This window comes from Nesterenkonia halophila (assembly GCF_009467795.1).
Classification (GTDB): Bacteria; Actinomycetota; Actinomycetes; order Actinomycetales; family Micrococcaceae; genus Nesterenkonia; species Nesterenkonia halobia.
This window is the reverse complement of sequence record NZ_WIAX01000006.1, coordinates 100,035-125,647: the sequence shown is the minus strand read 5'-3', so window position 1 is coordinate 125,647 and position 25,613 is coordinate 100,035. Positions and strand designations below refer to the sequence as shown.

General features: G+C 69.9%; 25 protein-coding genes. 10 read left to right on the top strand and 15 right to left on the bottom strand.

Going from position 1 to position 25,613, the window contains the following annotated elements; translation table 11 throughout:
* Positions 1-2 precede the first annotated feature (2 nt).
* Entirely contained in the window at positions 3-269 is a 267-nt protein-coding gene (locus GCL72_RS03015) for a hypothetical protein (RefSeq protein WP_153143235.1), read from the bottom strand.
* A gap of 215 nt (positions 270-484) precedes the next feature.
* On the opposite strand from GCL72_RS03015, the gene GCL72_RS03010 reads away from it, so the two are divergent.
* Entirely contained in the window at positions 485-1,123 is a 639-nt protein-coding gene (locus GCL72_RS03010) for an acyl-CoA-like ligand-binding transcription factor (protein WP_153143234.1), read from the top strand.
* A gap of 64 nt (positions 1,124-1,187) precedes the next feature.
* The gene (locus tag GCL72_RS03005) at positions 1,188-2,693 is read left to right on the top strand and encodes an MDR family MFS transporter (protein WP_153143233.1); all 1,506 of its coding nucleotides are present in this window, start codon (positions 1,188-1,190) and stop codon (positions 2,691-2,693) included.
* Positions 2,694-2,761: 68 nt separating this feature from the next.
* Here the strand turns inward: GCL72_RS03005 and GCL72_RS03000 are convergent, their stop codons facing one another.
* Positions 2,762-3,646: a phosphatase PAP2 family protein gene (locus GCL72_RS03000; RefSeq protein WP_170289543.1), complete on the bottom strand. Its 885-nt coding sequence runs from the start codon at positions 3,644-3,646 to the stop codon at positions 2,762-2,764.
* Between the two features lie 214 nt (positions 3,647-3,860).
* Here GCL72_RS03000 and GCL72_RS02995 point away from each other — a divergent pair, with 214 nt between their 5' ends.
* From GCL72_RS02995 to GCL72_RS02985, 4 genes are all read left to right on the top strand, one after another.
* Positions 3,861-4,568, top strand: a complete 708-nt coding sequence (locus GCL72_RS02995; protein WP_153143231.1) for a maleylpyruvate isomerase family mycothiol-dependent enzyme — start codon at positions 3,861-3,863, stop codon at positions 4,566-4,568.
* Between the two features lie 41 nt (positions 4,569-4,609).
* A complete protein-coding gene (locus tag GCL72_RS02990; protein ID WP_153143230.1) occupies positions 4,610-5,437 on the top strand; it encodes an aldo/keto reductase in 828 nt (275 codons plus the stop codon).
* Between the two features lie 117 nt (positions 5,438-5,554).
* The gene (locus GCL72_RS09925) at positions 5,555-5,677 is read left to right on the top strand and encodes a hypothetical protein (RefSeq protein WP_281347421.1); all 123 of its coding nucleotides are present in this window, start codon (positions 5,555-5,557) and stop codon (positions 5,675-5,677) included.
* Between the two features lie 53 nt (positions 5,678-5,730).
* Positions 5,731-6,657: a CHAD domain-containing protein gene (locus tag GCL72_RS02985; protein WP_153143229.1), complete on the top strand. Its 927-nt coding sequence runs from the start codon at positions 5,731-5,733 to the stop codon at positions 6,655-6,657.
* 5 nt (positions 6,658-6,662) lie between these two features.
* Here the strand turns inward: GCL72_RS02985 and GCL72_RS02980 are convergent, their stop codons facing one another.
* The 8 genes from GCL72_RS02980 to GCL72_RS02945 all read right to left on the bottom strand — a co-directional run bounded on the left by GCL72_RS02980 (position 6,663) and on the right by GCL72_RS02945 (position 12,512).
* Positions 6,663-7,142, bottom strand: coding sequence for a GNAT family N-acetyltransferase (locus GCL72_RS02980; protein WP_153143228.1), 480 nt, complete (start codon positions 7,140-7,142; stop codon positions 6,663-6,665).
* A gap of 122 nt (positions 7,143-7,264) precedes the next feature.
* The gene (locus tag GCL72_RS02975; RefSeq protein WP_153143227.1) at positions 7,265-7,672 is read right to left on the bottom strand and encodes a hypothetical protein; all 408 of its coding nucleotides are present in this window, start codon (positions 7,670-7,672) and stop codon (positions 7,265-7,267) included.
* Between the two features lie 129 nt (positions 7,673-7,801).
* The gene (locus GCL72_RS02970) at positions 7,802-8,608 is read right to left on the bottom strand and encodes an alpha/beta fold hydrolase (RefSeq protein ID WP_153143226.1); all 807 of its coding nucleotides are present in this window, start codon (positions 8,606-8,608) and stop codon (positions 7,802-7,804) included.
* Positions 8,609-8,617: 9 nt separating this feature from the next.
* Entirely contained in the window at positions 8,618-9,805 is a 1,188-nt protein-coding gene (locus tag GCL72_RS02965; RefSeq protein ID WP_170289542.1) for a low temperature requirement protein A, read from the bottom strand.
* 9 nt (positions 9,806-9,814) lie between these two features.
* On the bottom strand, positions 9,815-10,420 hold the full coding sequence (locus GCL72_RS02960; RefSeq protein WP_153143225.1) for a class I SAM-dependent methyltransferase: 606 nt from the start codon (positions 10,418-10,420) through the stop codon (positions 9,815-9,817).
* Positions 10,421-10,517: 97 nt separating this feature from the next.
* A complete protein-coding gene (locus tag GCL72_RS02955; protein ID WP_153143224.1) occupies positions 10,518-11,120 on the bottom strand; it encodes a dihydrofolate reductase family protein in 603 nt (200 codons plus the stop codon).
* A gap of 50 nt (positions 11,121-11,170) precedes the next feature.
* Positions 11,171-11,818: a dihydrofolate reductase family protein gene (locus GCL72_RS02950; RefSeq protein WP_170289541.1), complete on the bottom strand. Its 648-nt coding sequence runs from the start codon at positions 11,816-11,818 to the stop codon at positions 11,171-11,173.
* Between the two features lie 31 nt (positions 11,819-11,849).
* Complete coding sequence (locus GCL72_RS02945; protein ID WP_153143222.1) at positions 11,850-12,512, bottom strand: winged helix-turn-helix transcriptional regulator; 663 nt, start codon at positions 12,510-12,512, stop codon at positions 11,850-11,852.
* Positions 12,513-12,584: 72 nt separating this feature from the next.
* On the opposite strand from GCL72_RS02945, the gene arfB reads away from it, so the two are divergent.
* Positions 12,585-13,025, top strand: a complete 441-nt coding sequence (gene arfB / locus GCL72_RS02940; protein ID WP_153143221.1) for an alternative ribosome rescue aminoacyl-tRNA hydrolase ArfB — start codon at positions 12,585-12,587, stop codon at positions 13,023-13,025.
* 28 nt (positions 13,026-13,053) lie between these two features.
* On the opposite strand, the gene GCL72_RS02935 is transcribed toward arfB, so the two are convergent.
* Positions 13,054-13,611, bottom strand: coding sequence for a dihydrofolate reductase family protein (locus tag GCL72_RS02935; RefSeq protein WP_153143220.1), 558 nt, complete (start codon positions 13,609-13,611; stop codon positions 13,054-13,056).
* Positions 13,612-13,696: 85 nt separating this feature from the next.
* Complete coding sequence (locus GCL72_RS02930) at positions 13,697-15,229, bottom strand: BCCT family transporter (protein ID WP_153143219.1); 1,533 nt, start codon at positions 15,227-15,229, stop codon at positions 13,697-13,699.
* Positions 15,230-15,345: 116 nt separating this feature from the next.
* Between GCL72_RS02930 and GCL72_RS02925 the strand changes: the two genes are divergently transcribed.
* Positions 15,346-15,600 (top strand): PspC domain-containing protein, encoded by a 255-nt coding sequence (locus GCL72_RS02925; RefSeq protein ID WP_153143218.1) that lies wholly within the window; start codon positions 15,346-15,348, stop codon positions 15,598-15,600.
* 426 nt (positions 15,601-16,026) lie between these two features.
* Here the strand turns inward: GCL72_RS02925 and GCL72_RS02920 are convergent, their stop codons facing one another.
* The 3 genes from GCL72_RS02920 to ychF form a co-directional block, all read right to left on the bottom strand.
* Entirely contained in the window at positions 16,027-18,525 is a 2,499-nt protein-coding gene (locus tag GCL72_RS02920; protein ID WP_153143217.1) for a PEP/pyruvate-binding domain-containing protein, read from the bottom strand.
* A 55-nt stretch (positions 18,526-18,580) separates the two neighbouring features.
* A complete protein-coding gene (locus GCL72_RS02915) occupies positions 18,581-19,672 on the bottom strand; it encodes a lysophospholipid acyltransferase family protein (RefSeq protein ID WP_153143216.1) in 1,092 nt (363 codons plus the stop codon).
* A 959-nt stretch (positions 19,673-20,631) separates the two neighbouring features.
* Positions 20,632-21,717 carry a redox-regulated ATPase YchF gene (gene ychF, locus GCL72_RS02910; RefSeq protein ID WP_153143215.1) on the bottom strand — a complete coding sequence of 362 codons (1,086 nt, stop codon included), beginning with the start codon at positions 21,715-21,717 and terminating at the stop codon, positions 20,632-20,634.
* A 211-nt stretch (positions 21,718-21,928) separates the two neighbouring features.
* On the opposite strand from ychF, the gene betT reads away from it, so the two are divergent.
* Together betT and GCL72_RS02900 are read left to right on the top strand one after the other, a co-directional pair.
* A complete protein-coding gene (gene betT, locus GCL72_RS02905; RefSeq protein ID WP_153143214.1) occupies positions 21,929-24,085 on the top strand; it encodes a choline BCCT transporter BetT in 2,157 nt (718 codons plus the stop codon).
* 34 nt (positions 24,086-24,119) lie between these two features.
* Positions 24,120-25,601 carry an aldehyde dehydrogenase family protein gene (locus tag GCL72_RS02900; protein WP_153143213.1) on the top strand — a complete coding sequence of 494 codons (1,482 nt, stop codon included), beginning with the start codon at positions 24,120-24,122 and terminating at the stop codon, positions 25,599-25,601.
* Positions 25,602-25,613 lie beyond the last annotated feature (12 nt).

The following is a 25,613-nucleotide window of genomic DNA, read 5'->3' as shown; positions in this document are numbered from 1 at the left end:
ACTCAGTCCCCTTTGCCCAGCGGGCAGCCGACATCGCTGGCGGGGTTGGCGCGCTTGGATGCCCGGTCGTAGCGCGTCGGGGGCGGGCCGGGGACCTGCCCGCTGCGGCCTGGGGCGCCGGAGGCGGCGCGAGAACCGCCCGCGGCGTGTTCGGCGGCGGAGGTCGCGTGGGCGGGGGCAGCGGAGACCGCGGCAGCGGCGGCCACGCCGGCTCCGGCGACCAGCCCGGCCGCCCCGCCGGAGAGGAGGCTGCGTCTCGAAGAGTCCATGGGACGAAGGTATCCGGGCTTGAGGAGCGGTTCAAGCGTCCGACCCCGCCGTTCCGCCGCTCCCCCGATCCCAGCCCTCAGTCGCCCCGCGCATCGGTCGAGGCCAGATGAGCAGGCCCCGGCCGGCGGCCGGCCCGGGGCTGCTCCGGCACCGCGAGCAGGATCACAGCCCATATTTTTGCAGACTGTGCAAGTTTTTGGATACCGTCGCAGTCATGGAGGACGCGGAGCAGTCGGTCGGTGCCATGGGCCGGAGGGAGCACAAGAAGGTCCTGACCCGCCGCTCGATCCGCAGCGTCGCGCTGGATCTCGCCGTCGACGTCGGCCTCTCGCACCTGACGGTGGAGATGATCGCCGAGGCCGCCGAGATCTCGCCCCGGACGTTCTTCAACTACTTCTCCTGCAAGGAGGACGCCCTCGTCACCGATGCCGGGGCGGTCGCCGAGCTGCTGCGCACGCTCGTCGAGGCTCGGCCCGCGGAGGAGGCGCCGCTGCGCGCGATCCGCATGGCCATGACGGAGAACGACCCCGCCTCGCTGGTGCAGGCGAGCCGAACGCGCGCCCGGACCCGCCAGCAGCTGGTCCAGGAGCACCCGGCGCTGATGGCACGACAGCTGGGCAAGTACGCCCAGCTCGAACAGTCCTTCGCCGCGGCGGTCGCCCGGCGGCTCGACGCCGACGTCGACGAGGACCTGCAGCCGGCGCTGATCGCCGGTGCCGCGGTCAGCGCGATCCGCATCGCCGTGCGGCGCTGGACGACTGACGAGACGGCGTCGCTGGACGAGCTCATCGGCTCGGCCTTCGACCTGCTGGAGCAGGGCGGCACGACCGCCGCCGACACACACCACCGCTGACCGCGACGCACCCCGGCGCCGAACAGTCGGGGACCAGGCATGACAGATGAAGGAAGGTCGCCCCTTGTCGACTGAACACCGATCCCCCGACGTCGCCGGGGAGGCCGCCGGCCGTCGCGCCGCGGACTCGCCGCCGCAGCCGATCAATCGCCGCGTGGTGATGGCGGTGCTGGTCTCGGGCGCCTTCGTCATCATCCTGAACCAGACGCTGCTGAACACCGCCCTGCCGGCGTTCATGGCGGACTTCGGCATCTCGGCGAGCGCCGCCCAGTGGATGACGACGATCTTCATGCTGGTCAACGGCATCATGATCCCGGTCACCGCGTTCCTGATCCAGAAGTTCACCACGCGGGCGCTGTTCTTCACCGCGATGATCCTGTTCATCGTCGGCACTGCCATCTGTGCGGCCGCTCCGGTCTATCCGCTGCTGCTCGCCGGCCGCGTGGTGCAGGCCGCCAGCGGCGGCATCATCATCCCGCTGATGCAGACGATCCTCTTCGCCATCTTCCCGGTGGAGAAGCGCGGCAGCGCCATGGGCACCTTCGGACTCGTGATCGGCTTCGCCCCGGCGATCGGGCCGAGCCTCTCGGGCTGGATCGTCGACCACCTGCCGTGGCAGGTGCTGTTCCTGATGATGCTGCCGATCGCGATCGTCGACCTGATCATCGGGCTGTTCATCCTGAAGAACGTCACCGAGCGCACCTTCCCGCGCCTCGACGTGCTCTCGATCATCCTGTCCTCGCTGGGCTTCGGCGGCCTGCTCTTCGGCTTCGGCACCGCCGGCGACGCCGGCTGGTCCAGCCCCCAGGTCTTCCTGCCGCTGGTCCTCGGCGCAGTGGTGCTGGTGATCTTCATCCTGCGCCAGCTGAAGCTCCCCCAGCCGATCCTCGAGTTCCGGGTGCTGCGCTACCCGATGTTCACGCTGAACACCGCCCTGGGCATGTGCGTGTTCATCGTGATGATCGGTGGCATGCTCATCATCCCGCTGTACATGCAGAACATGACCGGCCACACCGCGGTGGAGTCCGGGCTGGCCCTGCTGCCCGGCGCGGCGCTCATGGGCCTGATGTCGCCGATCACCGGACGGATCTTCGACGCTGTCGGAGCGCGCTGGCTCGCCGTCCTCGGCTTCACCCTGGTGACCGGCTCGACCTTCTTCCTGGCCGATCTGGACGCCCAGACCACCTTCGCCTACATCGCCGGGGTCAACACCGTGCGGATGGTCGGCACCGCGATGGTCATCATGCCGGTGACCACGGCGGCGCTGAACCAGCTCCCCCGCCACCTGGTGCCGCACGGCACCGCGCTGAACAACACGCTGCGCCAGATCGCCGCCTCCGTGGGCACCGCCGGACTGGTCACCATCATGTCCGCCACGGCGCGCGACCCGCAGGTCTACGGCATCGAAGGGCCCATCCACGGCGCCAATGTGGCCTTCCTCGTCGCCGGCTCCGTCGGCGTGCTGGGCATCATCGGCGCCTTCTTCAGCAAGGACTCGAAGGGCACGGCCTCACGCGCCGCGGCCGGCGAGGTGCCCGCCGGCGAGGCCCGGGAGAACGAGCCGGCCTGATCCAGGCCGGCCGCGCGGCACGCCGCTCCTGCCGGCCTGGTCGTCGCGGAGGCGACGACGGCGCCCGGTCAGGGCGAGGCCTCCGGCGTGGTCTCGGCGTCCCGCCCCTCCGGCACCTCGGGTGCGCGCGGGGCGCGCCCAGGCAGCCAGCCGCGCCGGTCGGCCTCGATGACCAGGCGCAGCAGCAGCGTCCCGGCCACGGCGCCGGCGACCAGATCGGTGACCCAGTGCCACCCCAGCCAGAACGAGACCACGCTGGCATGGCAGGCGATCGCCGCGACGACGAGGGTCAGCCAGCGGGCCGCACGAGCCCCGCGCCGGGTCCAGTGGACCAACAGATAGACCACCATCCCGTAGATGAGCACGCTCTCGGCGGCATGGCCCGACGGGAAACTGATGCCGTACCAGCCCTCCCGCAGCAGTCCGCCGGCGAAGAACTCCGGGTTCCCCAGCTTCGGGGCCGGACGGGCGAAGAGGATCTTCATCCCGCCGATGCCGAGGAAGAAGGCGGCCTCGGCCAGCGCCGCGCACGCCAGCGGCCGCCAGGAGCGGTGTCTCCAGGCCAGCGCCCCGGCCACCAGGGCCAGCACCGGAAGACAGACCGACTGTCCGGCGACTTTGTCGAGCACGTCGCGGAAGAGCGGCAGCAGCTCCGGAGTGAGCTCCTCGGCCCAGTGACCGTGGAGACGGACGTCGAGCTCGGAGGCCGGGCCGAGGGCCAGCGCCGTGACCGCCGCCAGGATCGCCGCCAGCATGGGGATGGAGGTGAGTCCGGCGACGGCGGACTCAGCACGACTGCCGGGCGTCACACCTGTCGTCGGAGTGATGCGCGGCATGCTCGGCATCTGCGGCAGACGCGGCGACGACGTCGCCGGGACGGCCGCAGTCCCCCATCCGAAGACATCCTCCTCGGTCTGCGGGAGGCTGCCCTCCCCGATCCCTCTGTTCGTCACCTGTGCCCTCCGTTCCCGGGGCTCCCATGACGTCCCCCCGCTCTGACAGCATGCTGTCGAGGAACGCGGCCGCCGCGGGACGGTCACGCGCCTCCGCCCCGATGCTATCGAGGATCGGAGCCGCGCGGACCCCATCGAGGCACCGATCACCGGTCATGCCCGAGCGCGGAGCCACGCCGCCGTCGACGACGACGGCGCGGTCTAGGCTGGAACGATGGACACGCCAGAGCTGCTCGCCGAGCTGACCGTCCTGCAGCGCCGCTTCCACGCCGGTCTGCGCGAAGCTCCACCCGCCGCGCCCGTGCCGACCTGCGCGGGCTGGACCGTCACGGATCTGGCGGACCACCTGGCCGGCGTCCACGCCTGGGCGGCCATGATGGCGAGCGACCAGCGCAGCGTCCGGCCTCCGGCCCGCCGCGGGAACATCGCCGACCATTACGCCGGACGCGCCGACGAGCTGCACCACGCTCTCGCCCAACTCGATCCCGAAGCGCTCGTCCCGACGTTCGACGGCCGCGGCCCTGCGGCGTTCTGGCACCGCCGGCAGACGCATGAGACGCTCATCCACCTCTACGACCTGTCGCTGGCGCGGGGAACCGCCCCGCCCGAGACGGCCGTCGAGGTCTGGGCCGACGCAGTGGACGAGGTGGTCCATGTCCTCCACCCGCGCCAGGTGCGCCTCGACCGGACGAAGCCTCCGCAGGATTCGCTGCGCCTCGTCGCCGAGGATGCCGGCGCGCCGGGCGGCACGGCCTGGACTCTTCCGGCCGGGGCGGCGACACCGGCGGCGACGGTGACCGGTACGGCGCAGCATCTGGCGCTGGTGCTCTGGCGCCGGCTCTCCCTCGACGCCGCCGACGTCGTGGTCTCCGGCGATGCCGACGCCGCCCGCCGGGAGCTCGACGCCCCGGTGACGCCGTGAGCCGCGCCCGCGGCCCGGCCGCGACGACGTAGGCTCGAGCCATGGAGCATCTTCCGCTGAACTCCGGGCCGTCCATTCCGCAGGTCGGCTTCGGCACCGGCGGCACCCCGGACGCCGCCGAGCGCGTCGCCGCCGCCCTGCAGACCGGGTACCGCCACCTCGACACCGCCCAGCGCTACGGCAACGAGTCCGGCGTGGGCGCGGGGATCCGGGCGTCCAGCGTGCCGCGCGAGGACCTCTTCGTCACCACCAAGCTCGACGATTTCCACCACGCGCCGGCCGACGTCGACCGCACCCTCGACGAGTCGCTGGCGCGGCTCGGCCTCGACGCCGTCGACCTGTTTCTCATCCACTGGCCGATGCCGCGGCTGGAGGTCTCCTTCGTCGACACCTGGCGGGCGATGCTCGCCGCCCGCGACTCGGGACGGGCCCGCGCCGTCGGCGTCTCCAACTTCCAGCAGGATCATCTGGAGCAGATCATCGAGGCCACCGGAGAGGTGCCCGACGCCGACCAGATCGAGATCCATCCGACCTTCGCGAACGACACGCTGCGGGCCTTCTGCCGCGAGCACGGCATCGTCGTCACCGCCTGGAGCCCGCTGGGCAAGGGCGACGACCTGGCCGAGCCCGCCGTCATCGCCCTCGCCGAGCGGCTGGGGCGCAGCCCGGCGCAGGTGATCCTGCGCTGGCATATGCAGCGCGGCGACGTGATCATCCCGAAGTCCTCCCGCCCCGAGGGCATGGCGGCGAACCTGGACATCCTCGACTGGCGGCTCGAGGCGGAGGACGTCGCCGCGCTGGAGGCTCTGGACCGTGGCGAGACCGGGCGGCGCACTCCGCATCCGGACGAGATCGAACTGCGCGGCTGACCGTGGCCTCCGCTCAAGGCCTCGGACGAGCAGCAGGGGGCGCAGACGACAGACCGATTCGCTCCACCGCCCGAACAGCTCTGGCCGCGGCGGCCGGAGTCGAGTTGAATGGGTGTCATGTCCGCCTCGCGCCTCGCCGCCTCCCTCCTGGTGCCCATGACCGTCTTCCAGGCAGGTCTCGCCGCCGGAGCCCCGGCCACGGCCGCGGGAACTGCGGCGATCGCCCCGACGCGCGCCTGAGCTGCCGGGCGATCGCTGTTCCGTCACACTACGAGCTTCGCAGGAGGGAGCCCATGTCGCGTCCTGAGCACAACACCGCCGAGGAGGCGCTGACCGCCGCCGTCGGACTGCGGGCGCAGGTCGTCCTCGACCGGGTGCCGGCCGCCGTGGAGGACCAGTACGACGCCGTCCATCAGCTGCGCACTGCGGTGCGCCGGCTGCGATCGCTGCTGGCGGTCTTCCGCTCGCACTTTCTGGCCGAGGAGGTGACCGACCTGCGGCACCGGCTCTCGACGCTCGGCGACGTCCTCGGCGAGCCTCGCGATCTCGAGGTCGCCGCGGAGCTCGCCGGCTCGGTGCTGGAGGAGCTGCGCGCCTCCCGCGACGACGAGCCCGTCACGGAGGTCTCGGCGACGCTGATCGACTCGGTGCTCGAGGAGCGGGCGACGGCCCACGCGACCTTCGTCGCGTGGTGGGAGGACCACGGCGAGGAGCTGACGAGCGCATTGGAGGGCTGGGCCGAGGGCGCCCCTGTCGACCCGGCCCTGGCCGAGGAAGCGGCGAAGCCGTTCCTGAAGGACGCGCTCCGCTCCGAGGTCGCGCGCGCTCGGATCATGGCCGACCGGCTCGAGGTCGGGCTGCTGGAGGGGCCGGACGACCGGACTCTGGCCGACGCCCACCGCCTGCGCAAGGCGGGACGGCGTCTGCGCTACATCGCCGAGGCCTTCACCCAGCCTCCGGCGGAGGTACTGGGGAAGAAGGCCCGTCGCGCCGGCAAGCGCGGATCGCGGCTCCAGACAGTGCTGGGCGACCACCGCGACGCGCTGCTGCTCGGCGGCCGTGCCCGTCGCCTGGCGGTCGAGGCGTCGACGCCGGGCGCCGCAGACGATTTCCGGGCCTTCGCCGCCGTCGCCGAGGCCCGAGCCTCCTCCGCACTGGCGGACCTGCCGCAGGCGATGACGAAGCTGCGGTCCGCTGCCACGACCCTGGGACCTGTCTGAGGTGATCACGTCAGTGTGAATCGCATCCACGGCAGCTCCCGTCCGGCGATCGATTCGCTCGGCACTCGTCCGATCGTCTCCGCACCGTGCGCGGCATAGAACGAGGCGGCACCGGGGTCGGCTGTGAAAGTCAGCTCGCTGAAGCCACGTTCGGCCGCGGAAGACAGCGCTTCCTCCAACAGTCGGCGCCCGACGCCGGTGCCGATCGTGTCGTGATCGACGAAGAGGGCAGCGAGCTCGCCCGACGGCGGGGCGCCGGCGACCCGGGAGAAGCCGACGACCCTTTCCAAGATCTCAGCGACGGTGACCTGGGAGTCGGCGATCAGCTCCGGAGTGACCGTCAGCTCGTCCCGGCAGGCGTCGAGGAACGCGGAGGAATACCCCCAGTACGCCTTCGAGCGCATGGCCACTGCAGACAGAGCCGCGGCGTCGTCACCTCGCCCGGCGCGCAGAGTGACGTGCGGGTCCCGCTCCGATGTGTTCATCGCTTCCCTCCCGCTCCACCCGAAGCACGCCGAGGCTGCCGACGAGCCGCTGCGGGTCAGGTTTCCACGGTGAGGGTCGTTCGTCGAGACCCCGCGGAGACGCCCGGTCCTCGCCCCGGCCCTCACCCCGGCGCGGGCACCGGCTCGACGTGGTGCGCCCAGGCGGTGAAGACGCCGATCACCCGCGTGCCGGCCGCGCCGAACGCCGTCTCGGCGTCGGCACGCCACCGGTCCAGAATGCCGTCGGGCAGGCGCCGGGAGGAGGAGAAGGCCAGGACCGCCGCCGGCAGTCCGATCGCGGCGAGCGCGGTCAGCATCTCGCGGCGTTCCTCGTCGTCGACGAGCCAGTCGGTCTGGTCGATGAGCACCGGCGTCGGGTAGCCGATGTCGTTCTCGTCGCAGGGCAGCACGGCGAAGGTGTTCTGCGCGCGGTCGGATTCTTTGACGAGCAGGTCGACGACGTCGCCGGCCAGGTGCGGGGTCGAGAGCGGGCGGTCGGTCCAGTCGGGTGGAAGATCATCGAATGCCATGACTCGATCCTCGGCGAGCGCGGGGCCGCCCGCCAGCGGATCCGGGCCGATGTGGACGGAGCGTCCACAGCTGCGCCGAGGCTTTGACAGCGCGGACCGAGCTCGGTCCGCTCCCCCGCCCCGCGGTCCTCAGCCCCCGGCGGCGAGGAAGCGCCGCAGCACGGAGGTGAAGACCTCCGGCTGCTCGGCGTGGACCCAATGACCGGCCCCCTTGATCCGCACCAGATGCGCCTGGGGGAAGTGCTCGCGCATGGCCGGCCGGTGCTCCTCGGCGATGTAGTCCGACTCCGCGCCGGCGATCCAGAGCACCGGGCCGGTGAACTCGCGATCGCCCTGCTCCGGGAAGCCGCCGATCACGTCGAGCTCGGAGCGCAGCAGCTCCAGGTTCGACAGCCAGCGGAAGCCGTCGCCGTCGCGGACCAGGCTCTGCAGCAGGAATCCGCGGATCATCGACGACCGGATCGGCTCCTGCAGCTGCTCATCGGCCTCGCGGCGCGACGCCAGCGCACGCGGGTCCAGCTGGGCGAGGCTGTCGAGCAGGTGCTCGAACTCACCCCTGGATCCGCCGGAGGCCACCGGGGAGATGTCGACGACGACGAGCCGCTCGATCAGATCCGGGTGCCGCAGCGCGAGCACCATGGCGACTTTGCCGCCCATCGAGTGGCCCACCAGATGGACCGGGCCCTCGCTCGCGACGCCGGCGCGCAGCTCGGCGGCGATGAGGTCGGCCATCTGCTCGTAGTCGAGGTGCTCGGTCCACGCGGAGCGCCCGTGGTTGGGCAGGTCGACCAGCAGGCTCGCATGCTCCTCGGCCAGGCCCTTGGCGATCTGGGTGAAGTTCTTGCCCTGGCCGAAGAGTCCGTGGAGGAAGACGACTGTCGAGCCGTCGCCGTCGACTGTGGTGGTGTGCAGGGTGAAGTCGGATGCGTCGCTCACCGCACCAGCCTACGTGGCTCGTCCCGCATGCGCGGCAGATCGCCGCTGGACGGCGGTGAACACCGCCAGCGTCGTCGTCACCGACAGCACGGCCAGGCTCAGGGCTGCAACCGGAACCGCCTCGCGCAGGGCGACGGCGGCACCGGTGATCAGCACCAGCACGACCGCGGCGATGACCCGGGAGCGGGCGAGGCGCCCGAAGCGCGAGCGCAGGAACATCAGGTTGCCGGCCAGATAGACCAGCGGCCCCGCCGTCGTCACCAGCACGATCGCCGGGGTCAGGGTCCCGTGGGTCAGCCGCAGCTCGATCGAGACCGCCACGAGGACGGCGCCGAGGACCATGAGCGCATGGGCGTAGGCGAACGCCGTGCGCAGCGCGCCGGTCGAGGTGTCGCCGTGTTCGGCCCCGGAGCCCGCCAGGGCGAAGTAGTTCCACCAGAGGACGAAGAGCGACGCGAAGCCCACGCTCAGGCTTCCCACCAGGGGCAGGTCGAGGGGCGTCCGGTCGGCGACGGCGCCGCCCATCAGCAGGATGGACTGGCCGAGGGCCATGACGAAGACCAGACGGTTCCTCCGGGCCAGATGCTCGGCGTCGGCGTCCCAGAGATGCATCGGCGCCGACCCGACGAAGGGCACCCGGAAGCGGGCCAGCGGGGCGGCGTAGTCGACGACGACGGCGGCGAGCCAGAGCGGGATCCGCCACTGGTCCGGGGCCGCCGCGCCGAGGATCCAGAAGACGCCGGCGAACAGCGTCCACAGCAGCAGCATCCGGTAGTTGCGGGCCAGCTGCCGGCCGGCGAAGGCGAGCATCATGACCGCCGGCCGGAGGATCCCCATGAACAGGTAACACCCGACGAAGAGCCAGACGCGCTCGTCGAAGGCCGTCGGGATAGCGACAGCCATGCCCAGGGCGGCGAGCATCAGGACCACCGACAGCAGCTGGACGCGCGTGCGGAGCGGATCGAGCCAGTTCATCGCCCACGCGGTGTAGTTCCACCCCCACCACACCGCGGCGAAGAGGATGAGGGTCTGCAGCGCTCCGATGCAGCTGAGGTCGCCGAGCAGGATCTGCGCGAGCTGGACGGCGGCGAAGACGTAGACGAGGTCGAAGAACAGCTCCACAGGGGCCACGCGGGAGCGGCGCGCGGCCGGCCGGGCCAGGGAGGCGCGGGAGGTGATGCTCGGTGCCACGGTCACGGCCCCGAGCTATCCGGCGGCGTGGCGGAGCACGGTGACGGCGAAGTCGGCGTCGTCGTGCCAGGCGTGGAGCTGCCAGCTGGAGAAGCGGTGCTCGACCCGCAGCCCGGCCGAGGCGACGAACGCGTCGAAGTCCTCCAGGCGCAGATGGCGGTCGGTGTGGAATCCGACGAGCAGGAACCCGTCGGCGGCCACGCAGGCGGCGAGCCGGCGCAGCACCTGCGTCTCGGTGCCGGGGGCGAGGAAGACCATGACGTTGCCGGCCAGCAGGACGGCGTCGAGCGGAGCCGACTCCCCCAGCTTCTGCAGATCCAGCTCGGCCAGGTCGGCGACGAGATACCGCGGGCCCGGATGGTCCTCCTCGGCCGCGGTGATCAGTTCGGCATCGGCGTCGACGCCGACGACGGCGTGTCCGCGGGCATGGAGCTCCCCGGCGTGCCGGCCCGGCCCGCAGCCGGCGTCGAGGACCCGCGCATGCCGCGGCACCATCGCGTCGAGCAGACGCGCCTCGCCCACGAGGTCCTGCCCCGCGGCGGCCATGGTCCGGAACCGCTCGATATACCACTGCGAGTGGCCGTGTTTCGTCTCTGTCGCCCAGCGCGTCGGCTCTGCCATGCCACCAGACTACGGGCGGATGGAGCCGAGGCCGGAATCCCCCATGATCGGCGAGCTCATCGCCCGCGAAACCCGCTGCCGGCCCCCGGACACCGTCTCAGCGCATGTCGAAGCTCAGATGCGTGGCGTTCGGAGAGGCGACGACATCGGTCTGCCTCAGCGGCAGCGGCGCGTCCACCAGATCGAACAATCGCGTGCCCGAGCCCATGATGATGGGCGAGAGGTGGATGCGCAGCTGGTCCACCAATCCGGCGGAGAGGGCGCTGTCGATGACCTCGGCTCCGCCCATGATGACGACCTCGCGGCCTCCTGCCGCGTCGCGCGCGGCGCTGACGGCGGCCTCGACTCCGTCGGTGACGAAGGTGAATCCTTCGGCATGACGCGGCTTCTGCGGCACCGAATGCGTCAGGACGAACACCGGAGGAGTCTGCGGAGTCTCATGATCGTAGGCATAGTTGATCGAGTCGTCCCAGCCGTTCGGACCGTCCACGAAGTCGAAGGTGCGACGCCCCATGACCACCGCTCCGGTCCGCTCCCCTCCCCGCTCGAGGACCTTTCGATCCTCGGGGGACTCCTTCGAGTGGAAGGCCCACTGTTGGATGGCCTCGCCCCCGACGCCGAGTCCGTTCTCGGAGTCGGGGCCGGGCCCCGTGACGTATCCGTCCAGGGACATGCTGATGTCGGCACTGACAGTACTCATAGCGATCCTTCCGTGGGTGAGGAGCTGCTGCAGGTGATCGATCGATGGGCTCACGTGTCGATGACGACGTCCTGACCGTCCTGGACCGCCGCCCTCAGCGAGTTCTCGAAGACGTCGGGCGTCATCTCGGTGGAGAGGACGCCGCTCGACGTCACCGTGCTCTGTGCGACGTGCATGCCGCAGGCCGGCCCGTCCGCGTCGAAGAGGCGAGAACCGCCCCCGACCACGACCGGCGCCATGAGGAAGCGGTAGATGTCCACCAGCCCTGCCTGGTGCAGCGTGCGCGCCAGCCGGACGCTGCCGTGGACCTGCAGTTCTCGATCGTCGTCGACCGTCTTGAGCCGAGCGACGTCCTCGAGGAATCCGTCGCCGAGCGCCGTGCTGGAATCGGCCCAGATCTCGCCCAGCGGCGAGGAGGTGACCACATACTTGCGTCGGTTGTTGATCTGATCGGCCACGGCGTCCGCCGGATCGGTCACCTGCGGCCAGTGGGACGCGAAGGTCTCGAACGTTCGACGCCCGAGGAGGAGGGCGCCGCAGCGCCGAAACCACGCGTCGACCGCCTGACCGCAGCCCTCGTCGAAGTACGGCATCAGCCATCCTCCGCGGGTGAAGCCTCCCCGCGGATCCTCTGCGGCGCTGCCGGGGCTCTGGCTGACCCCGTCGAAGGTGGCGAAGAGATTGATGCTGAGTCTCATGGCGCGATCTCCGTCCGTGGTGATGGTCGATTCATGGCGTGCCGATGACGTCGTCCAGCGGCACGTGGAATGCCCGCACGAAGTCCTCCAGCACCGCATGCGGGCCTTCGATCTCGACAGCCCCGGACGTGATCGCCTCCGCGGCCGAGAGCCGACCGGCCAGCAGCAGCCTGAACTGTGGCCCGCCGTGGATGATCAGGGCCGGCGTCGACTCCGGCAGGCCGACGTCGACGGTGACCTCGCTCCCGTCCACGGCCGCCCACGCGCTCGCCGGTCCGACATGGATCGAAAAAGTCGCGGCGGTGATGGCCCCGGGGCGGTACGCCGCGCGCAGTGCCGCGGCCAACGAGGAGCTCGTGATGATCTCGTCCGGCGCCGGCACGCTCATCCGCTGCGCGCCCCACCGTCCGAGGCGATCGAGGATGGGCGTGAGCTCGGCCCCGTACGGGGTGAGCGTGTACACCACGCCTCCCCCCGGCTGCTGCGCGGCCCGACGTTCCACGATGCCCATCTGCTCCAGCTCCCGCAGCCGGGCGGTGAGCACGCTCGTCGGAACTCCCGGGAGCCCCTCCCCGAGGTCCTTGAATCGCCGGGGCCCCAGAGTCAGGTCACGGACGACGAGGAGCGCCCATCGCTCCCCCAGCACGCCGGCGGCCCGGGCCAGGCCGCAGAATTGCCGGTAATCCTTGGTCATAACTTCAGATTACGAAGTAACCTGTGGAAAAGCAAGCATGTGCCGGGCGCCGGGGTGCGACACACTCGCCCTATGGATGATCTGCACATAGTCCCGGGGCCTGGGATCCCCGGCGGCCTGCGCGTGCCGGAGGGAGAGCTGGCCGAGCAGTTCTCCCGTGCGTCGGGTCCGGGCGGTCAGGGTGTCGACACCACGGACTCGAAGGTGCAGCTCAGCCTGGACCTGGGCACGACGACGGCGCTGAGCGAGCCGCAGCGGCAGCACGTCCTCGATCGGCTCGCCGCGAGGCTCTCGGGCACCGTCCTGACCATCAGCGCCTCCGAGCACAGATCTCAGCGGCGCAATCGGACGGCGGCGAGACGAAGGCTCGCCGCGCTCCTGCGCGAGGCGGCGGCTCCCGACGCGGTCCGGCGGCCGACCCGGCCCACGAGAGGATCGCGGCGTCGGCGGCTGGACGCGAAGCGCCGGCGTTCTGAGACCAAGAGCTTCCGTCGGCGCCCGACGGCGGATTGATCCACACGCCGGCACGGGCCGGCGTCGCTCATCCGCGCGCGGGGCGGTAGCGGAGCAGGACGCCGCCGGTGTCCACGGCGTGGGATTCGAGGAGTTCGAGCGGCCGTGGGGTCTCGCTCGTCGTGAAGAACGGTGTGCCGGAGCCCAGGATCACCGGGGCGATGCCGAGCAGCAGCTCGTCGACGAGGTCGGCCTCGAGCAGGCTGTCCACCAGGTCCGCGCTGCCGAAGACGTAGATCGGGCGCTCGCCGAGCTGCTTCCGCCGCGTCAGCTCCCCGACGGGATCGGCGGTGGCCTCGGTGTTGTTCCATTCCGGCGCGGTGAGCGTGCGGGAGGCCACGAGCTTCGGGACGGCGTTCATGTACTCGGCGATCTCGGGCTCGTCCGTGTCGGCCGGCCAGTGGGCCGCCATGCCCTCATAGGTGATCCGGCCGAAGACGAGGAGTCCGACCTCCTCGCCGAACTGCAGGCTGAGACGACGCAGGTCCTCGCCCCAGATGTACTCATGGAGTCGCAGATCCCACAGCTGGTCTCCTTCGAAGAAGCCGTCGATCGAGATCACGTTCCAGACGGTGAGCGTGCCCACGATGATTCCTCCCTGGAGCGCCGCGCGGTGCGGATGGCACAGACCCTAGTGCGCCGGGAGCGGCACCACAATGGTTCGCCGATGATCATCCGGGCTCCCTCCGCAGGGTTCCGACGCGGTCGCGTCGCAGCATGATCACCAGGGACACCGCCAGCCCCAGGAGGATCACGGTGAACGGCGCCGCGGCGATCACCGCCGCGCTGCGCAGATCGTCCGGCCCTCCGCTGAGCAGCAGCACGGCGGCGAAGGCGGCCGCGAAGGACCACATCAGTCGCACCGGACGCGGGGGCTTCATCGCGCCGCCCGTCGTCGTGCTGCCGAGCATGAACGACGCCGAGTCGGCGGAGGTGATGAACAGCAGCGCCAGCACCGGCACCAGCACCACCAGCGCGATCTCCGTCAGCGGCAGAGTGTCGAAGACGGCGAGAGTGGCGATCGACTTCGCCTCCGAGGCGATCCCGGCGACCGACACCTCCCCGGCCAGCTCGCGCGCCAGCGCCGTGCCGCCGAAGACGGAGAACCAGACGATGCTGACCAGACTCGGCACCAGCACCACGCCGGTGACGATGCCGCGGATCGTGCGACCGCGGGAGATGCGGGCGATGAAAGTGCCGACGAACGGCGCCCAGCCGATCCACCAGGCCCAGAAGAAGTAGATCCAGTCCGCCGTCCAGGCGTCGCCGGCCGCGCCCTCCGTCGCGAGGCTCATCGGCACGAAGGTCGAGACGTAGTCGGCGACGCCGGTGCCGAGCCTCGTGACGATCGACCCGGTGGGTCCCAGGCTCAGCACGAGCACGAGCAGCAGGCCGCAGAGGGCGCCGTTGGCCAGGCTCAGGGCCCGGATGCCACGTCCCAGCCCGGTCATCGAGGAGATCGTGGCGAAAGTCATCAGTGCCACGATGATCGTGATCTTCACCCCGTAGGAGTCGGCCACGGCGAACTGGTCGGAGAGTCCCGCGTTGAGCTCGCCGGTGCCGAGCCCGAGCGAGGTGGCCACGCCGAAGAGGATCGCCAGCACCGCCAGAGTGTCGACGACGGCGCCGACCCAGCCGTCGGCGAGGCGCCCGAGCAGCGGGCGCAGCGCCGAGCTCACCAGCATGCCCCCGCCGCGGGTGAAGGCCGCATAGCCGATCGCGATCGCGACCACTGCGTAGATCCCCCAGGCATGCGGGCCCCAGAAGAGGAAGGAGTACCGCATGCCGGCGCGGGCCGCCTCCGCAGATCCTGGATCCGCGGCGCCGTAGGGCGGATCGGCGAGGTGGATGAGCGGCTCGGCCGTGCCCCAGAACAGGAAGCTGAGTCCGACGCCGGCGCTCACCAGCATCGTCACCCAGGAGACGACGCCGAACTCCGGCGCCGCATCCTGCCCGCCCAGGCGCTTCGTACCCGCCGGAGACAGCGCGAGCACGACGATGAAGACCAGCAGCAGCGACACGGTGATCGGATAGACGGGGCCGAAGGTCCCGACGACGACCTCGCGGATCGCCGCGAGGGAATCGGTGAGCACACGCGGGAAGAGCAGGCCGAAGGCGACGAACCCGACGGAGAGCGCCAGCGAGGCGTAGAAGACGGGCCCGAGGCGTGCCCGGGATTCCGGAGCAGTCGCTGGCACCTCCATGGCGCCAGAGTCTATGCCGCGGCGCGGGTCCGCCCAAGGGTCGGCCGACCTGCCCGAGGCCGCGGTGTGCGGCTGTGCTGGACGAGTCGACGGGGCCGGGTGCGTATCATCAGGGCATGGAACACTTCTTCGACACCATCCGCCGGATCGGATTCCGCCGCGGCCCCAAGCGCCTCATCGCCGGCGTCGGCGGCAGCCTCGCCGAGAAACTCGGGATGAACGTCTGGCTGGTCCGCCTGCTGCTCGTCATCCTCTCCCTGCTCCCTGTGGTGGGGATCGGCTCATACCTGGTGATCTGGGTGCTCACCCCGTGGCAGGACGGCCGCATCCCGCTGGAGCGGGCCCTCGGATTGCCGCAGGGGCCGCGCTGAGCCGGTCACGCAGTCAGGCCCTGCTCTTCTTCGAGGGGCAGCCCTAGACAGCGATGACTCGGCCAGGACACTGACGCCCCCTGCCGCGGCCGGATCGCGGCACCTGGATCTGCTCGAGAGCGGGTCTGCGGATTCTTGTGAATCGATCGCGGCGACCCAGTCGAGCGTCTAGGCGATGTCGGGCTGCTTCCATCGCCATCCTGGCAGCTCGGCCCCCGAAGTTCGTCGGGGTACTTCCTCGGCGCTGTCAGGCTCTTCATCCTTCCGGGGAACCAGCGCCTCCACCAGACCCGGGGCGATGCCGGCCCACTACGGCGCTGTGGAGGCACACCGCCGTCGGATCGATCATCACGCGGGCGCCGGCCCGTGGCATTCACGGGTCTCGCGTCGCCCCAGCAGCGTCACCGCGGTCTACGACGGCGACTGTCATACGAGGGCCACAGTTCCCTGTCCTCCGTCCATCCTCACCCGCTGGCCGTTCGTGAATCGACGGGTCGCATCTCGGATGCCCATGACTGCCGGGATGCCCAGTTCACGGGCTGTCACCGCGCCGTGGGAGAGAGCTCCGCCGCTTTCGGTGATGACACCTGCGGCTTGGTAGAACAGCGCTGTCCAGGCGGGGTTCGTCGTCCGGGCGACGAGGATCGCTCCGACGGGGAACTGCGGGAAGTCGTCGGGGCTGTGCACCACGAAGACCTCCGCCTCCACCTGTCCGGTGCTGCCGGCCGTGCCACACATGTCCGCTTCCTCGGAGAGGTCCGCGTCGGCTTCACCGTGCACCCAGTCCGGATCGGATTCGAGCGCCGCCCGGTAGCCGGCCCGCAGCTTCTGCGCCTCCGGCCGCAGCGAGGCCAGGGCGTCGGCGGACCCTTCGCGCAGCGCTCCCTCGAGGGTCTCGACGTGCAGGAAATAGACATCGTCCGGCTCGTCGAGCGCTTCCGCCTCGACCAGTCGCTGCCCCAGCGCGGAGAGCGCCCTGCGCATCGGCAGATTCAGCCGGGTCGTCTGGTAGTGCTCGAGGTCATCCAATGCCGTGTAGGTCCGCGCCAGGCGGATGACCTCCTGCAGGAAGTAGCGCAGATCGTCCGGCACCGCGTCCAGCACCTGCCGTTCGGCCTCCGCCTGCTGCGCCCGCAGCTGATTGGACGAGACCTGTGCGCCCGCTTCTCGGTGAGCGAGCACGCGCAGCTGGTTCACCACGATGTGCGGTGCGCCCACCCACGTGGGGTGGTACGCGTCGAAGTCGAGTTCACGATGGCCGTGGCGCTCGAGGAAGACGTCCAGCTCGCTCGCGAACGCGGGGAACTGCTCCCGCAGTTCATCCATCCGGCCTTCCGCGCTGGGTGCGGAGTCCAGCCACCCCAGCAGATCCGGTGTGGTCCTGATCGTCCGAGACAGCTGCCAGAGCTCGTCGTTGACTTGTCCGGTCTTCGTATCCGTCTGCGCCATCAGCTGGTCGAAAACCGACTGCGCCTGCTCGTCGGGCAGCTTCATCGACAGCAGCGTCAAGAGCCCCTTGTACAGCATGGACTGCGTGAGCGAGATCGCGATGTTGGGCAGGAAGTACCAGGAACCGAGATCGCTGATCTCACGCACATGATCCCAGAGGCCCTCGAGGTCCTTGTCCTCGAGCGAGGTGTGGGAGAGCCTGCCGATCCCCAGCAGGTAGGTGTCGAGGTCGCGCATCCACTGCACGGGCAGATCTTGGACCCACCCGTACTGACGGGCGATATCCGGCAATGACTGGCGGATGCTGTCGATGTCGCGGAACATGGCTGTGGGGAAGCGGCCGCTGTAGAGCTCCACGGCCGTCTGATTCCCGTAGATGTAGAAGTCCCGCATCGCGAACCACTTGTCGCCGAAGGGCGGCAGCCCCATGAGCTGGAAGCTGTGGCGCAGCGATGCGTGGAAGCCCGTCTCGACGAGGTCCCAGGTGAGCGGGGTGACGGGGTTCGGGTACCTCTCGGCGGACTCGTCGCGGGTCCAGCGCGCCGCCACCCGGGTGATCGGACGCGACTGCAGCAGGAAGAGGTCGCCGCCGCTCACGGCCCACTCGATGTCCTGGGGGAATCCGTAGTGGTCTTCGGCTCGCACAGCCAGTCGGGCGACCTCTGCGCGCATCTCCACGTCGATCGCCTCCGCCTCGGCCCGTTCCGGCGCGATGTCGACCTCCCGCGTCCCACCTTCGGCGTCGACGACGAGGGCCGCAGGCTTCGATGCGATGCGGATCCCCCTCTCCTCCGCCCCGTCCCGGCTGAGCAGGTATTCGTCGACCTCCGCCTCACCGCCCACCACTGTTTCGCCGAGCCCGTAGGAGGCATTCACGAGCACAGTGGTCAGATCGCCCCGCACCGGGTCGATCGAGAACGCGACGCCGGCAGCCTCTTCAGCCGTCACCTCGACCATCTGCTGGACGACGACGGCCATGGACGCCTGGAGGTGGTCGAGGCCCAGCCGGTCGCGGTACTTCATGGCGTGGATGTTCCACAGGGATGCATAGCAGCGCAGCACGGCGCGGGCGACCGAGGCCGCACCCCGCTCCCCCAGGAACGTGTCGTGCTGGCCGGCGAAAGCCGCGCCCGGGAGGTCCTCCATCGTCCCGGACGAGCGAACCGCGACCGAGCGATCCGCGAGTCCCACCTGTTCGAGTGCGGCGTCGACCTCCTGGACCCAGTTGTCCTCCAGGTCCATGCTCAGAAGGAGTTCCTGGACCTTCTCCGCCGCAGCTTCCGTCGTGTCCTCCTGCAGGATCCCGCGGATCTTCCGGCGAACCGGATCGAGAAGGGCCGCGTAGGTCTCTGCCGTCACGATGAAGCCGGGCGGGACCGGGAGCTCACGTGCGGACTTCGCGAGGCTCGCTCCCTTGCCTCCGGAGACGTCCAGTCGCGTGGCGTCGTCGTGGTTGAAGTCGATGATGCGGGACATGCGGACCTCTTCTGCTGCTGGTGATGGTTCGGACGAGGGAGAGAAGGATGGGGTCTCAAGCCAGCGGTGCCGTGTTCGGCTGCCAGCGGCGGGCCCGCACAAGTGCACGCCCGGCCACGAGGCTCAGCAGCCCCGCGCCGGCGAGGGCCGCGACAGCGGTTCCAGAACCGGTCGACGTCGCCCATACCGCCGCGACGGCGAGGATCAGTGCCCAGAGGACTGCGGCGCCGCTGCCTCCGAGCATCCGGAAGAATGTCACCGTGTTCCGCGCATCCGCCTTCCGTCCCACCCGCCCGGCGACCCACAGCACGGGGGCCACCGGCCAGTGGAGCACCAGACCGGCGCGACGGGGCCACGGACTGACGGGCTCCGCGGTGACGGGGGTCCGCGCCCGATGCCACGGCCCGGCAGGCGCCTCTTCTGTGACCGCCGGACTCGGCGAGGAGGTCGCCGCGCGCTGCTCGTCCAGGAACGCGGCGGCGAAGGATTCGCCGGCGCGCGCTCGGGCCGCGGCGCGGAATTGGACGTCGTCGAATGTCGACGGGTCCGGACAGTTCACGGACACGGCGTCGAGTGCCTCGGACAATAGCGCGTGCACCTGGTTCTCCCACTCGAGGTGCGGTCCTTCAACGGTGTCCGGGAGGTCGACGGCCGGTCCCAGCCACAGTTCCGCGATCGAGCCGTAGCGTTCCGGAGCCGCGTAGAAGTGACCCACGGGGATCACGTCGACCTCGACGCCTGCCTCGCGCAGACGGCACCAGATCTTCGCGGCACCCCGCCGGTAGGAACCGGGAGCATGGCGCCATTCGCTGGTGCCCTCGGGGAAGATCACGAGGTCCCCGCCTGCGGTCAGGTGGTCGCCCCCCGCGGTGACGGGGTCGGCGACTCCCGACGGATCCATGCCATAGCGCTCCACATCCTTGGCGCGGATGACCGGAATGCCGGTGAAGAGGGCACGCAGGGGCCCACGCATCAGCTGCTTCGAGACCAGGTGCTGTGCGTACGGGAATGCGGACAGGACGACGCTGCCGTCAGCCGCCCCGTTGCGATGGCTGGCGATGATGAGGCGCGGACGACGCCGCGGACCTGGGTCCGTGCCACCCCGGCGAACAGGACCGAAAACGGCTCGTCGCATGGCCGACGCCACAGCGCGATGCCACGGGTCCAGGGACGCACGGCGCGGCGGACGACCCCCTGCTGCGGGCACGATCGCCACCCTCTCGTGCTCCGGCGGGCCCACGGGACTCATGCCGAACAGACTGGCACAGAATGTGTGTGCCGGACAACAGCCTGTGCATGCCGCGCAAAAGAGGGCAGTTGCAGAATGCAGCGCCAGACTGTCCTCCCCTGCCTGGCGGAGACCACTCCACGCGTGGAGCCCATGTTCCCAGTGCCACCGCCGGGATCAGGCGTGACAGGGCGAACACGACTGTGGCTGCGAGCTGTGACTTCCCGCACGACGCTGTCATGGAATGAGTCAGGGGAAACTCTCGGGCTAGGCGCCGAGCCCCGGCCCACGGGCTGACCGTGCCGGCGCAGCATGGGTCACCGTCGACACCGCACCCCCGGCCCTGAAACCTGTGGCCTCGAACGCGCGCTTCAACGTCGAGGCCCTCGGACAGGCGCTCCCCCGATCAACGCATCGACGCGCGGCGCTGTGACCATCGCGACGACGGGTGAAGGTTTTCTCTGCTCGTCCCCCTCGGGCCCGGGGCAGGTCACGCTCACGGAGACGATCGAGCCGCCGACACCGCCTCGGAGACGATCCTCGACAACTTCTGTCGAGGCTCGGACCCGACGACGAGCAGCTGGATATCGATCAGGCACACCTGCTCTCCCCCGCACGGCGCCCAGTCCACGAGGGATGGAGGAACATGTGATCCGCACCATCGATGTCGTCGAAGCGACCATGCAGGACGGGGACAAGGCCATACGTCACCACGATCAGAGCACGCGTTCGTGCCCCTGGAGAATGTCGGGACGCCCCGGCGCTTCCGATGAAGCCGCCCCTGCCCCATCGGAGCGCATCCAGCGCTTCAGCTGAGACGCAAGCCTCTTCAGGCACAGGCGGATATCTCCCCACCGCTGGAAGAGTCAGGGCATCTCTCACACGTTGAACTTGAAGTCGACCACGTCGCCGTCCTTCATGACGTAGTCCTTGCCCTCCAGGCGCACCTTGCCGTTTGACTTGGCCGTGGCCATCGAGCCGGCGGTGATGAGATCCGCGTAGGAGACGATCTCGGCCTTGATGAAGCCGCGCTGGAAGTCAGTGTGGATCACGCCGGCAGCCTGCGGGGCGGTGTCGCCCTTGTTGATCGTCCAGGCGCGGGCCTCCTTGGGCCCGGCGGTCAGGTAGGTCTGCAGTCCCAGCGTGTCGAAGCCGACGCGGGCGAGCTGCGACAGGCCGGACTCGTCCTGGCCGTTCATCTCGAGCATCTCGCGGGCCTCCTCCTCGGAGAGCTCCACCAGGTCGGCCTCGAGCTTCGCGTCGAGGAACACCGCCTGGGCCGGGGCGACCAGGTCGGCCAGCTCCTGCTGCTTCTCCGCGGAGCCCAGCACCGTCTCGTCGCAGTTGAACACGTAGATGAAGGGCTTCGCCGTCAGCAGGTTCAGCTGGCCGAGGTGCTCGTCGTCGAGCTCTCCGGAGGACAGCGCGGAGAAGATGGTCTCGCCGCGCTCGGCGACCGTCTGGGCGGCGAGGTAGGCGTCGAGCTGGGCCTGGTCGGCCTTCTTGCCCTTGACCTGCTTCTCCAGCTTGGGGATCGCGTTCTCCAGCGTCTGCAGATCCGCCAGCACCAGCTCGGTGTTGATCGTCTCCATATCCGAGGTCGGGTCCACGTCGCCGTCGACGTGGACGACGTTGTCGTCCTCGAAGGCGCGCACCACCTGGGCGATCGCATGGGCCTCGCGGATATTGGCCAGGAACTGGTTGCCCAGCCCCTCCCCCTCGGAGGCGCCCTTGACGATGCCGGCGATGTCGACGAACGAGACGGTCGCCGGCAGGATCCGCTCCGAGTCGTACATCTCGGCGAGCGTGCCCAGCCGCTGGTCGGGCAGGTCGACGACCCCGACATTGGGCTCGATCGTGGCGAACGGGTAGTTCGCCGCGAGGATGGTCTGGCGGGTCAGCGCGTTGAAGAGTGTGGACTTGCCCACGTTCGGCAGTCCCACGATTCCGATAGTCAGTGCCACGGTCACCCAACCTATCGCGCTCTGCGCGCGGGAAGCGACTCCGCCCCCGGTTCACCGCGATGAGCGTCACTCCGCATCGGCCGCTCGGCCGAATTGGCTAGGATCCAGCAGGTTCACCCTGCAGTATGGGCGGGGTGAGACATCGATCACGGAACTCCTGAGTACTACACGCACTGATGAGGTCATCGCACCGGAGGAAGGACAATTTCACATGCCATCCGCCACGGATCATCCGCAGCCGCCGGCTGCGCAGACCGGAGGCGGCGGTCGACGTCGCGAGAGTCCCAAGTCAGCCAGTGTCAACTGGCCGGTGTTCATCATCTCCGCGGCCATCATCGTCGCCTTCACCCTGTGGGCCGCCCTCGCGCCGACCACGGCCTACAACACCCTCGAGAGCGCCTTCACCTGGCTCAGCGGCAACCTGGGCTGGTACTTCATCCTGACCGCCGCGATCATCCTGATCTTCGTGCTGATCGTCGCGTTCTCCAGGGTCGGCAACACCAAGCTCGGCCCGGACCACGCGAAACCGAAGTTCAACCTTTTCACCTGGGCCTCGATGCTCTTCGCCGCCGGCATCGGCGTCGACCTGATGTATTTCTCGGTCATCGGGCCGGCCGCCAACTACCGCGTCGGCCCCGGCACGAGCCCCGAGTCCATGGAGGCCGCCGGCGACGCGGCCATCTGGACGATGTTCCACTACGGCTTCCCGGGATGGGCGATGTACGCGCTGACCGGCATGGCCTTCGGCCTCTTCGCCTACCGCCACCACCTGCCGCTGAGCATCCGCTCGGCGCTCTACCCGATCATCGGCAAGCGCGCCGAAGGAGCAGCCGGAACCAGCGTGCAGGTCGCCGCAGTGCTGGGGACCATCTTCGGCATCGCGACCAGCCTCGGCATCGGCGTCGTCTTCCTCTCCTACGGCCTGAACCACCTGTTCGGGATCGAGGCCACCACCGGCGTGCAGGCCGCGCTGATCGTGTTGGCCGCCGTCGTCGTCACCTTCTCCACCGTGTCCGGCGTCGACAAGGGCATCCGCCGGCTGGCCGAGCTGAACGTGGTCGTGGCCATCATCATGATGTTCTACGTCCTGATCTCCGGCGAGACCGCGCGGCTGCTCAACGCCCTGGTGAAGAACATCGGCGACTCCTTCGTGCAGGCCCCGAGCATGCTGATGGACACCTTCGCCTACAACACCACCGATGCCTGGGCCCAGGAGGGCTGGCTCGAGTGGTGGACCATCTTCTTCTGGACCTGGTGGATGGCCTGGGCGCTGTTCGTCGGCCTGTTCCTGGCCCGCATCTCCCGCGGCCGCACGCTGCGCCAGTTCATCATCGGCGTGCTGCTGGTGCCGTTCGCCTTCAACGCGCTGTGGATCTCGATCTTCGGCAACGCCACCGTCTTCCGGATCATGGGCGGCGACGCCGACTTCGCCGCCGCCGCCGAGGACGCCGAGGGCGCCGGCTTCTACGAGCTGATCAACCAGTTCCCCGGGGCCACCTTCGTCATCGGCGTCTCGGTCGTCGTCGGGCTGCTGTTCTACGTCACCTCGGCCGACTCCGGCGCGCTGGTGCTGGCCAACTTCACCTCGAACACCAAGACCGCCGACTCCGACGGGCCCCCGTGGCTGCGCATCGTCTGGAGCGTGATCATCGGCGCGCTGACGCTGGTGATGCTCATCCTCGACGGCGTCTACTCGCTGCAGATGGCCGCGGTGATCATCGGCGTGCCGCTGTCCATCGTGCTGTACATGCTCATGGCCAGCGTCTGGCGGACCCTGCGCCAGGAGAAGTACTCGGCCGACTCGATGCGCGCGGCCCTGCCGACGGCCCTCTCCGAGCGGATCATGGACGGCAGCTCGGCCGGCGGCCGCTGGCGCCGGCGCCTGGCCCGCGACATGCACTACCCCACGGCCGACGAGGTCACGGAGTTCATGGAGTCCACCGCCGCCCCGGCCATCGAGGAGGTCGCCGCCGAACTCGAGGAGCAGGGCGTGCAGGTCTACTGCGCCCGGGGCACCGTCCCGGACACGGACCTGCCGCAGATCGACCTCCACGTGGAGTTCGACGGCCACCCGCTCTTCAAGTACCAGGCCTACCCGGTGGAGTACGCCGTGCCGCATTTCGCGATGCGGTTCCGCTCGGCCGAGGAGAACTTCTTCCGCGTGGAGATCTTCTCCACGACCGGATCCTCCGGCCGCGACATCTTCGGCTGCAACAAGGAGCAGGTCATCGCCGATGTGCTGGACTCCTATGAGCGCCACCTCGCGGTGCTGCACATGAGCGACCAGGACGGCGGCCAGCTCGTGGCGCTGAACACCGAGGCCGTCCCCGACGACTGGGACCATGACCGCAGCCGTCCGTCCGAGTGACCACCCCGACATCACCGATCACGAGGAGAGCCCCATGACCGCAGAGACCCTGTACATCGACGGCCGGTGGGTACCGGCCGAGTCCGGCGCGACCCGCACCATCACCTGCCCCGCCGACGGCTCCGAGGTCGGCCTCGTCGCCGAGGCCGGCGAGGCCGACACCCTCAAGGCCATCGCCGCGGCCAAGAACGCCTTCGAGTCCCGAGTCTGGGTCGATACCCCGGCCGCCGAGCGCGGCGCGCTGGTGATGAAGGTCGCCGACGCCATCACCGAGCGCAAGGACGAGTTCGCCCGCGCCGAGGCCCTCGACACCGGCAAGCGCTTCGTCGAGGCCCAGATCGACATGGACGACATCATCGGCTGCTTCCGCCACTTCGGGAAGCTCGCCGACGCTGACGCCGGCCGCATCGTCGACGCCGGCGACCCGACGGTCGTCTCCAAGGTCGTCCACGAGCCGGTGGGCGTCTGCGGGATGATCACCCCGTGGAACTTCCCTCTGCTGCAGGCCGCCTGGAAGATCGCCCCGGCGCTGGCGGCCGGCAACTCGCTGGTGCTCAAGCCGGCCGAGCTGACACCGCACACTGCGATCCTGATCATGGACGTCCTCGACACCCTGGGTCTGCCGGCCGGGGTGGCCAACCTGGTCCTCGGCGCCGGCGCTACCGCCGGTGCGCCGCTGTCCTCGCATCCGGACGTCGACCTGATCTCCTTCACCGGCGGTCTGGTCACCGGACGGAAGATCGCCGCGGCCGCCTCCGAGACGGTCAAGAAGATCGCCCTGGAGCTCGGCGGCAAGAACCCCAACGTGGTCTTCGCCGACGCCGACTTCGACGCCGCGGTCGACAACGCCCTCAACGCCGGCTTCCTGGACTCCGGCCTGGTCTGCTCGGCGGGCAGCCGGCTGATCGTCCAGGACACCATCGCGGAGAAGTTCGTCGACGAGCTGGTCCGCCGCGCCGAGAACATCCGCATGGGCGGCCCGTTCGACGAGACCGCCGAGACCGGCCCGCTGATCTCGGCCGAGCACCGGGACAAAGTCACCCGCTACGTCGAGCAGGGCGTCGCCGAGGGTGCGCGGCTGCGCACCGGCGGCCACTGGGGCGGCGAGGAGCTGAAGGAGGGCTGCTTCTACGCCCCGACCGTCCTCGACCAGGTCACCCGCGGGATGAGCGTCGTCGTCGAGGAGGCCTTCGGCCCGGTGATCACCGTGGAGACCTTCTCCACCGAACAGGAGGCCGTCGCCACTGCCAACGACACCCACTACGGGCTGGCCGGAGCGGTGTGGACCTCCGACGCCGGCACCGCCCACCGGGTGTCGTCGAAGCTGCGCCACGGCACCATCTGGATCAACGACTACCACCCCTACCTGCCGCAGGCGGAGTGGGGCGGCTTCAAGCAGTCCGGCATCGGCCGCGAGCTCGGCCTGGGCGGCCTGGAGGAGTACCGCGAGACCAAGCACATCTATCAGAACACCGAACCGGCGGTCAGCGGCTGGTTCTCGATGCCGGAGAAGTGAGGACAGGAGAGA

Coding starts and splice junctions, on each gene's coding strand:
- GCL72_RS03015 (WP_153143235.1), bottom strand. CDS start 269: ATGGACTCTTCGAGACGCAGCCTCCTCTCCGGCGGGGCGGCCGGGCTG.
- GCL72_RS03010 (WP_153143234.1), top strand. CDS start 485: ATGGAGGACGCGGAGCAGTCGGTCGGTGCCATGGGCCGGAGGGAGCAC.
- GCL72_RS02995 (WP_153143231.1), top strand. CDS start 3,861: ATGGACACGCCAGAGCTGCTCGCCGAGCTGACCGTCCTGCAGCGCCGC.
- GCL72_RS02990 (WP_153143230.1), top strand. CDS start 4,610: ATGGAGCATCTTCCGCTGAACTCCGGGCCGTCCATTCCGCAGGTCGGC.
- GCL72_RS09925 (WP_281347421.1), top strand. CDS start 5,555: ATGTCCGCCTCGCGCCTCGCCGCCTCCCTCCTGGTGCCCATGACCGTC.
- GCL72_RS02985 (WP_153143229.1), top strand. CDS start 5,731: ATGTCGCGTCCTGAGCACAACACCGCCGAGGAGGCGCTGACCGCCGCC.
- GCL72_RS02980 (WP_153143228.1), bottom strand. CDS start 7,142: ATGAACACATCGGAGCGGGACCCGCACGTCACTCTGCGCGCCGGGCGA.
- GCL72_RS02975 (WP_153143227.1), bottom strand. CDS start 7,672: ATGGCATTCGATGATCTTCCACCCGACTGGACCGACCGCCCGCTCTCG.
- GCL72_RS02960 (WP_153143225.1), bottom strand. CDS start 10,420: ATGGCAGAGCCGACGCGCTGGGCGACAGAGACGAAACACGGCCACTCG.
- GCL72_RS02955 (WP_153143224.1), bottom strand. CDS start 11,120: ATGAGTACTGTCAGTGCCGACATCAGCATGTCCCTGGACGGATACGTC.
- GCL72_RS02950 (WP_170289541.1), bottom strand. CDS start 11,818: ATGAGACTCAGCATCAATCTCTTCGCCACCTTCGACGGGGTCAGCCAG.
- GCL72_RS02945 (WP_153143222.1), bottom strand. CDS start 12,512: ATGACCAAGGATTACCGGCAATTCTGCGGCCTGGCCCGGGCCGCCGGC.
- arfB (WP_153143221.1), top strand. CDS start 12,585: ATGGATGATCTGCACATAGTCCCGGGGCCTGGGATCCCCGGCGGCCTG.
- GCL72_RS02930 (WP_153143219.1), bottom strand. CDS start 15,229: ATGGAGGTGCCAGCGACTGCTCCGGAATCCCGGGCACGCCTCGGGCCC.
- GCL72_RS02925 (WP_153143218.1), top strand. CDS start 15,346: ATGGAACACTTCTTCGACACCATCCGCCGGATCGGATTCCGCCGCGGC.
- GCL72_RS02920 (WP_153143217.1), bottom strand. CDS start 18,525: ATGTCCCGCATCATCGACTTCAACCACGACGACGCCACGCGACTGGAC.
- betT (WP_153143214.1), top strand. CDS start 21,929: ATGCCATCCGCCACGGATCATCCGCAGCCGCCGGCTGCGCAGACCGGA.
- GCL72_RS02900 (WP_153143213.1), top strand. CDS start 24,120: ATGACCGCAGAGACCCTGTACATCGACGGCCGGTGGGTACCGGCCGAG.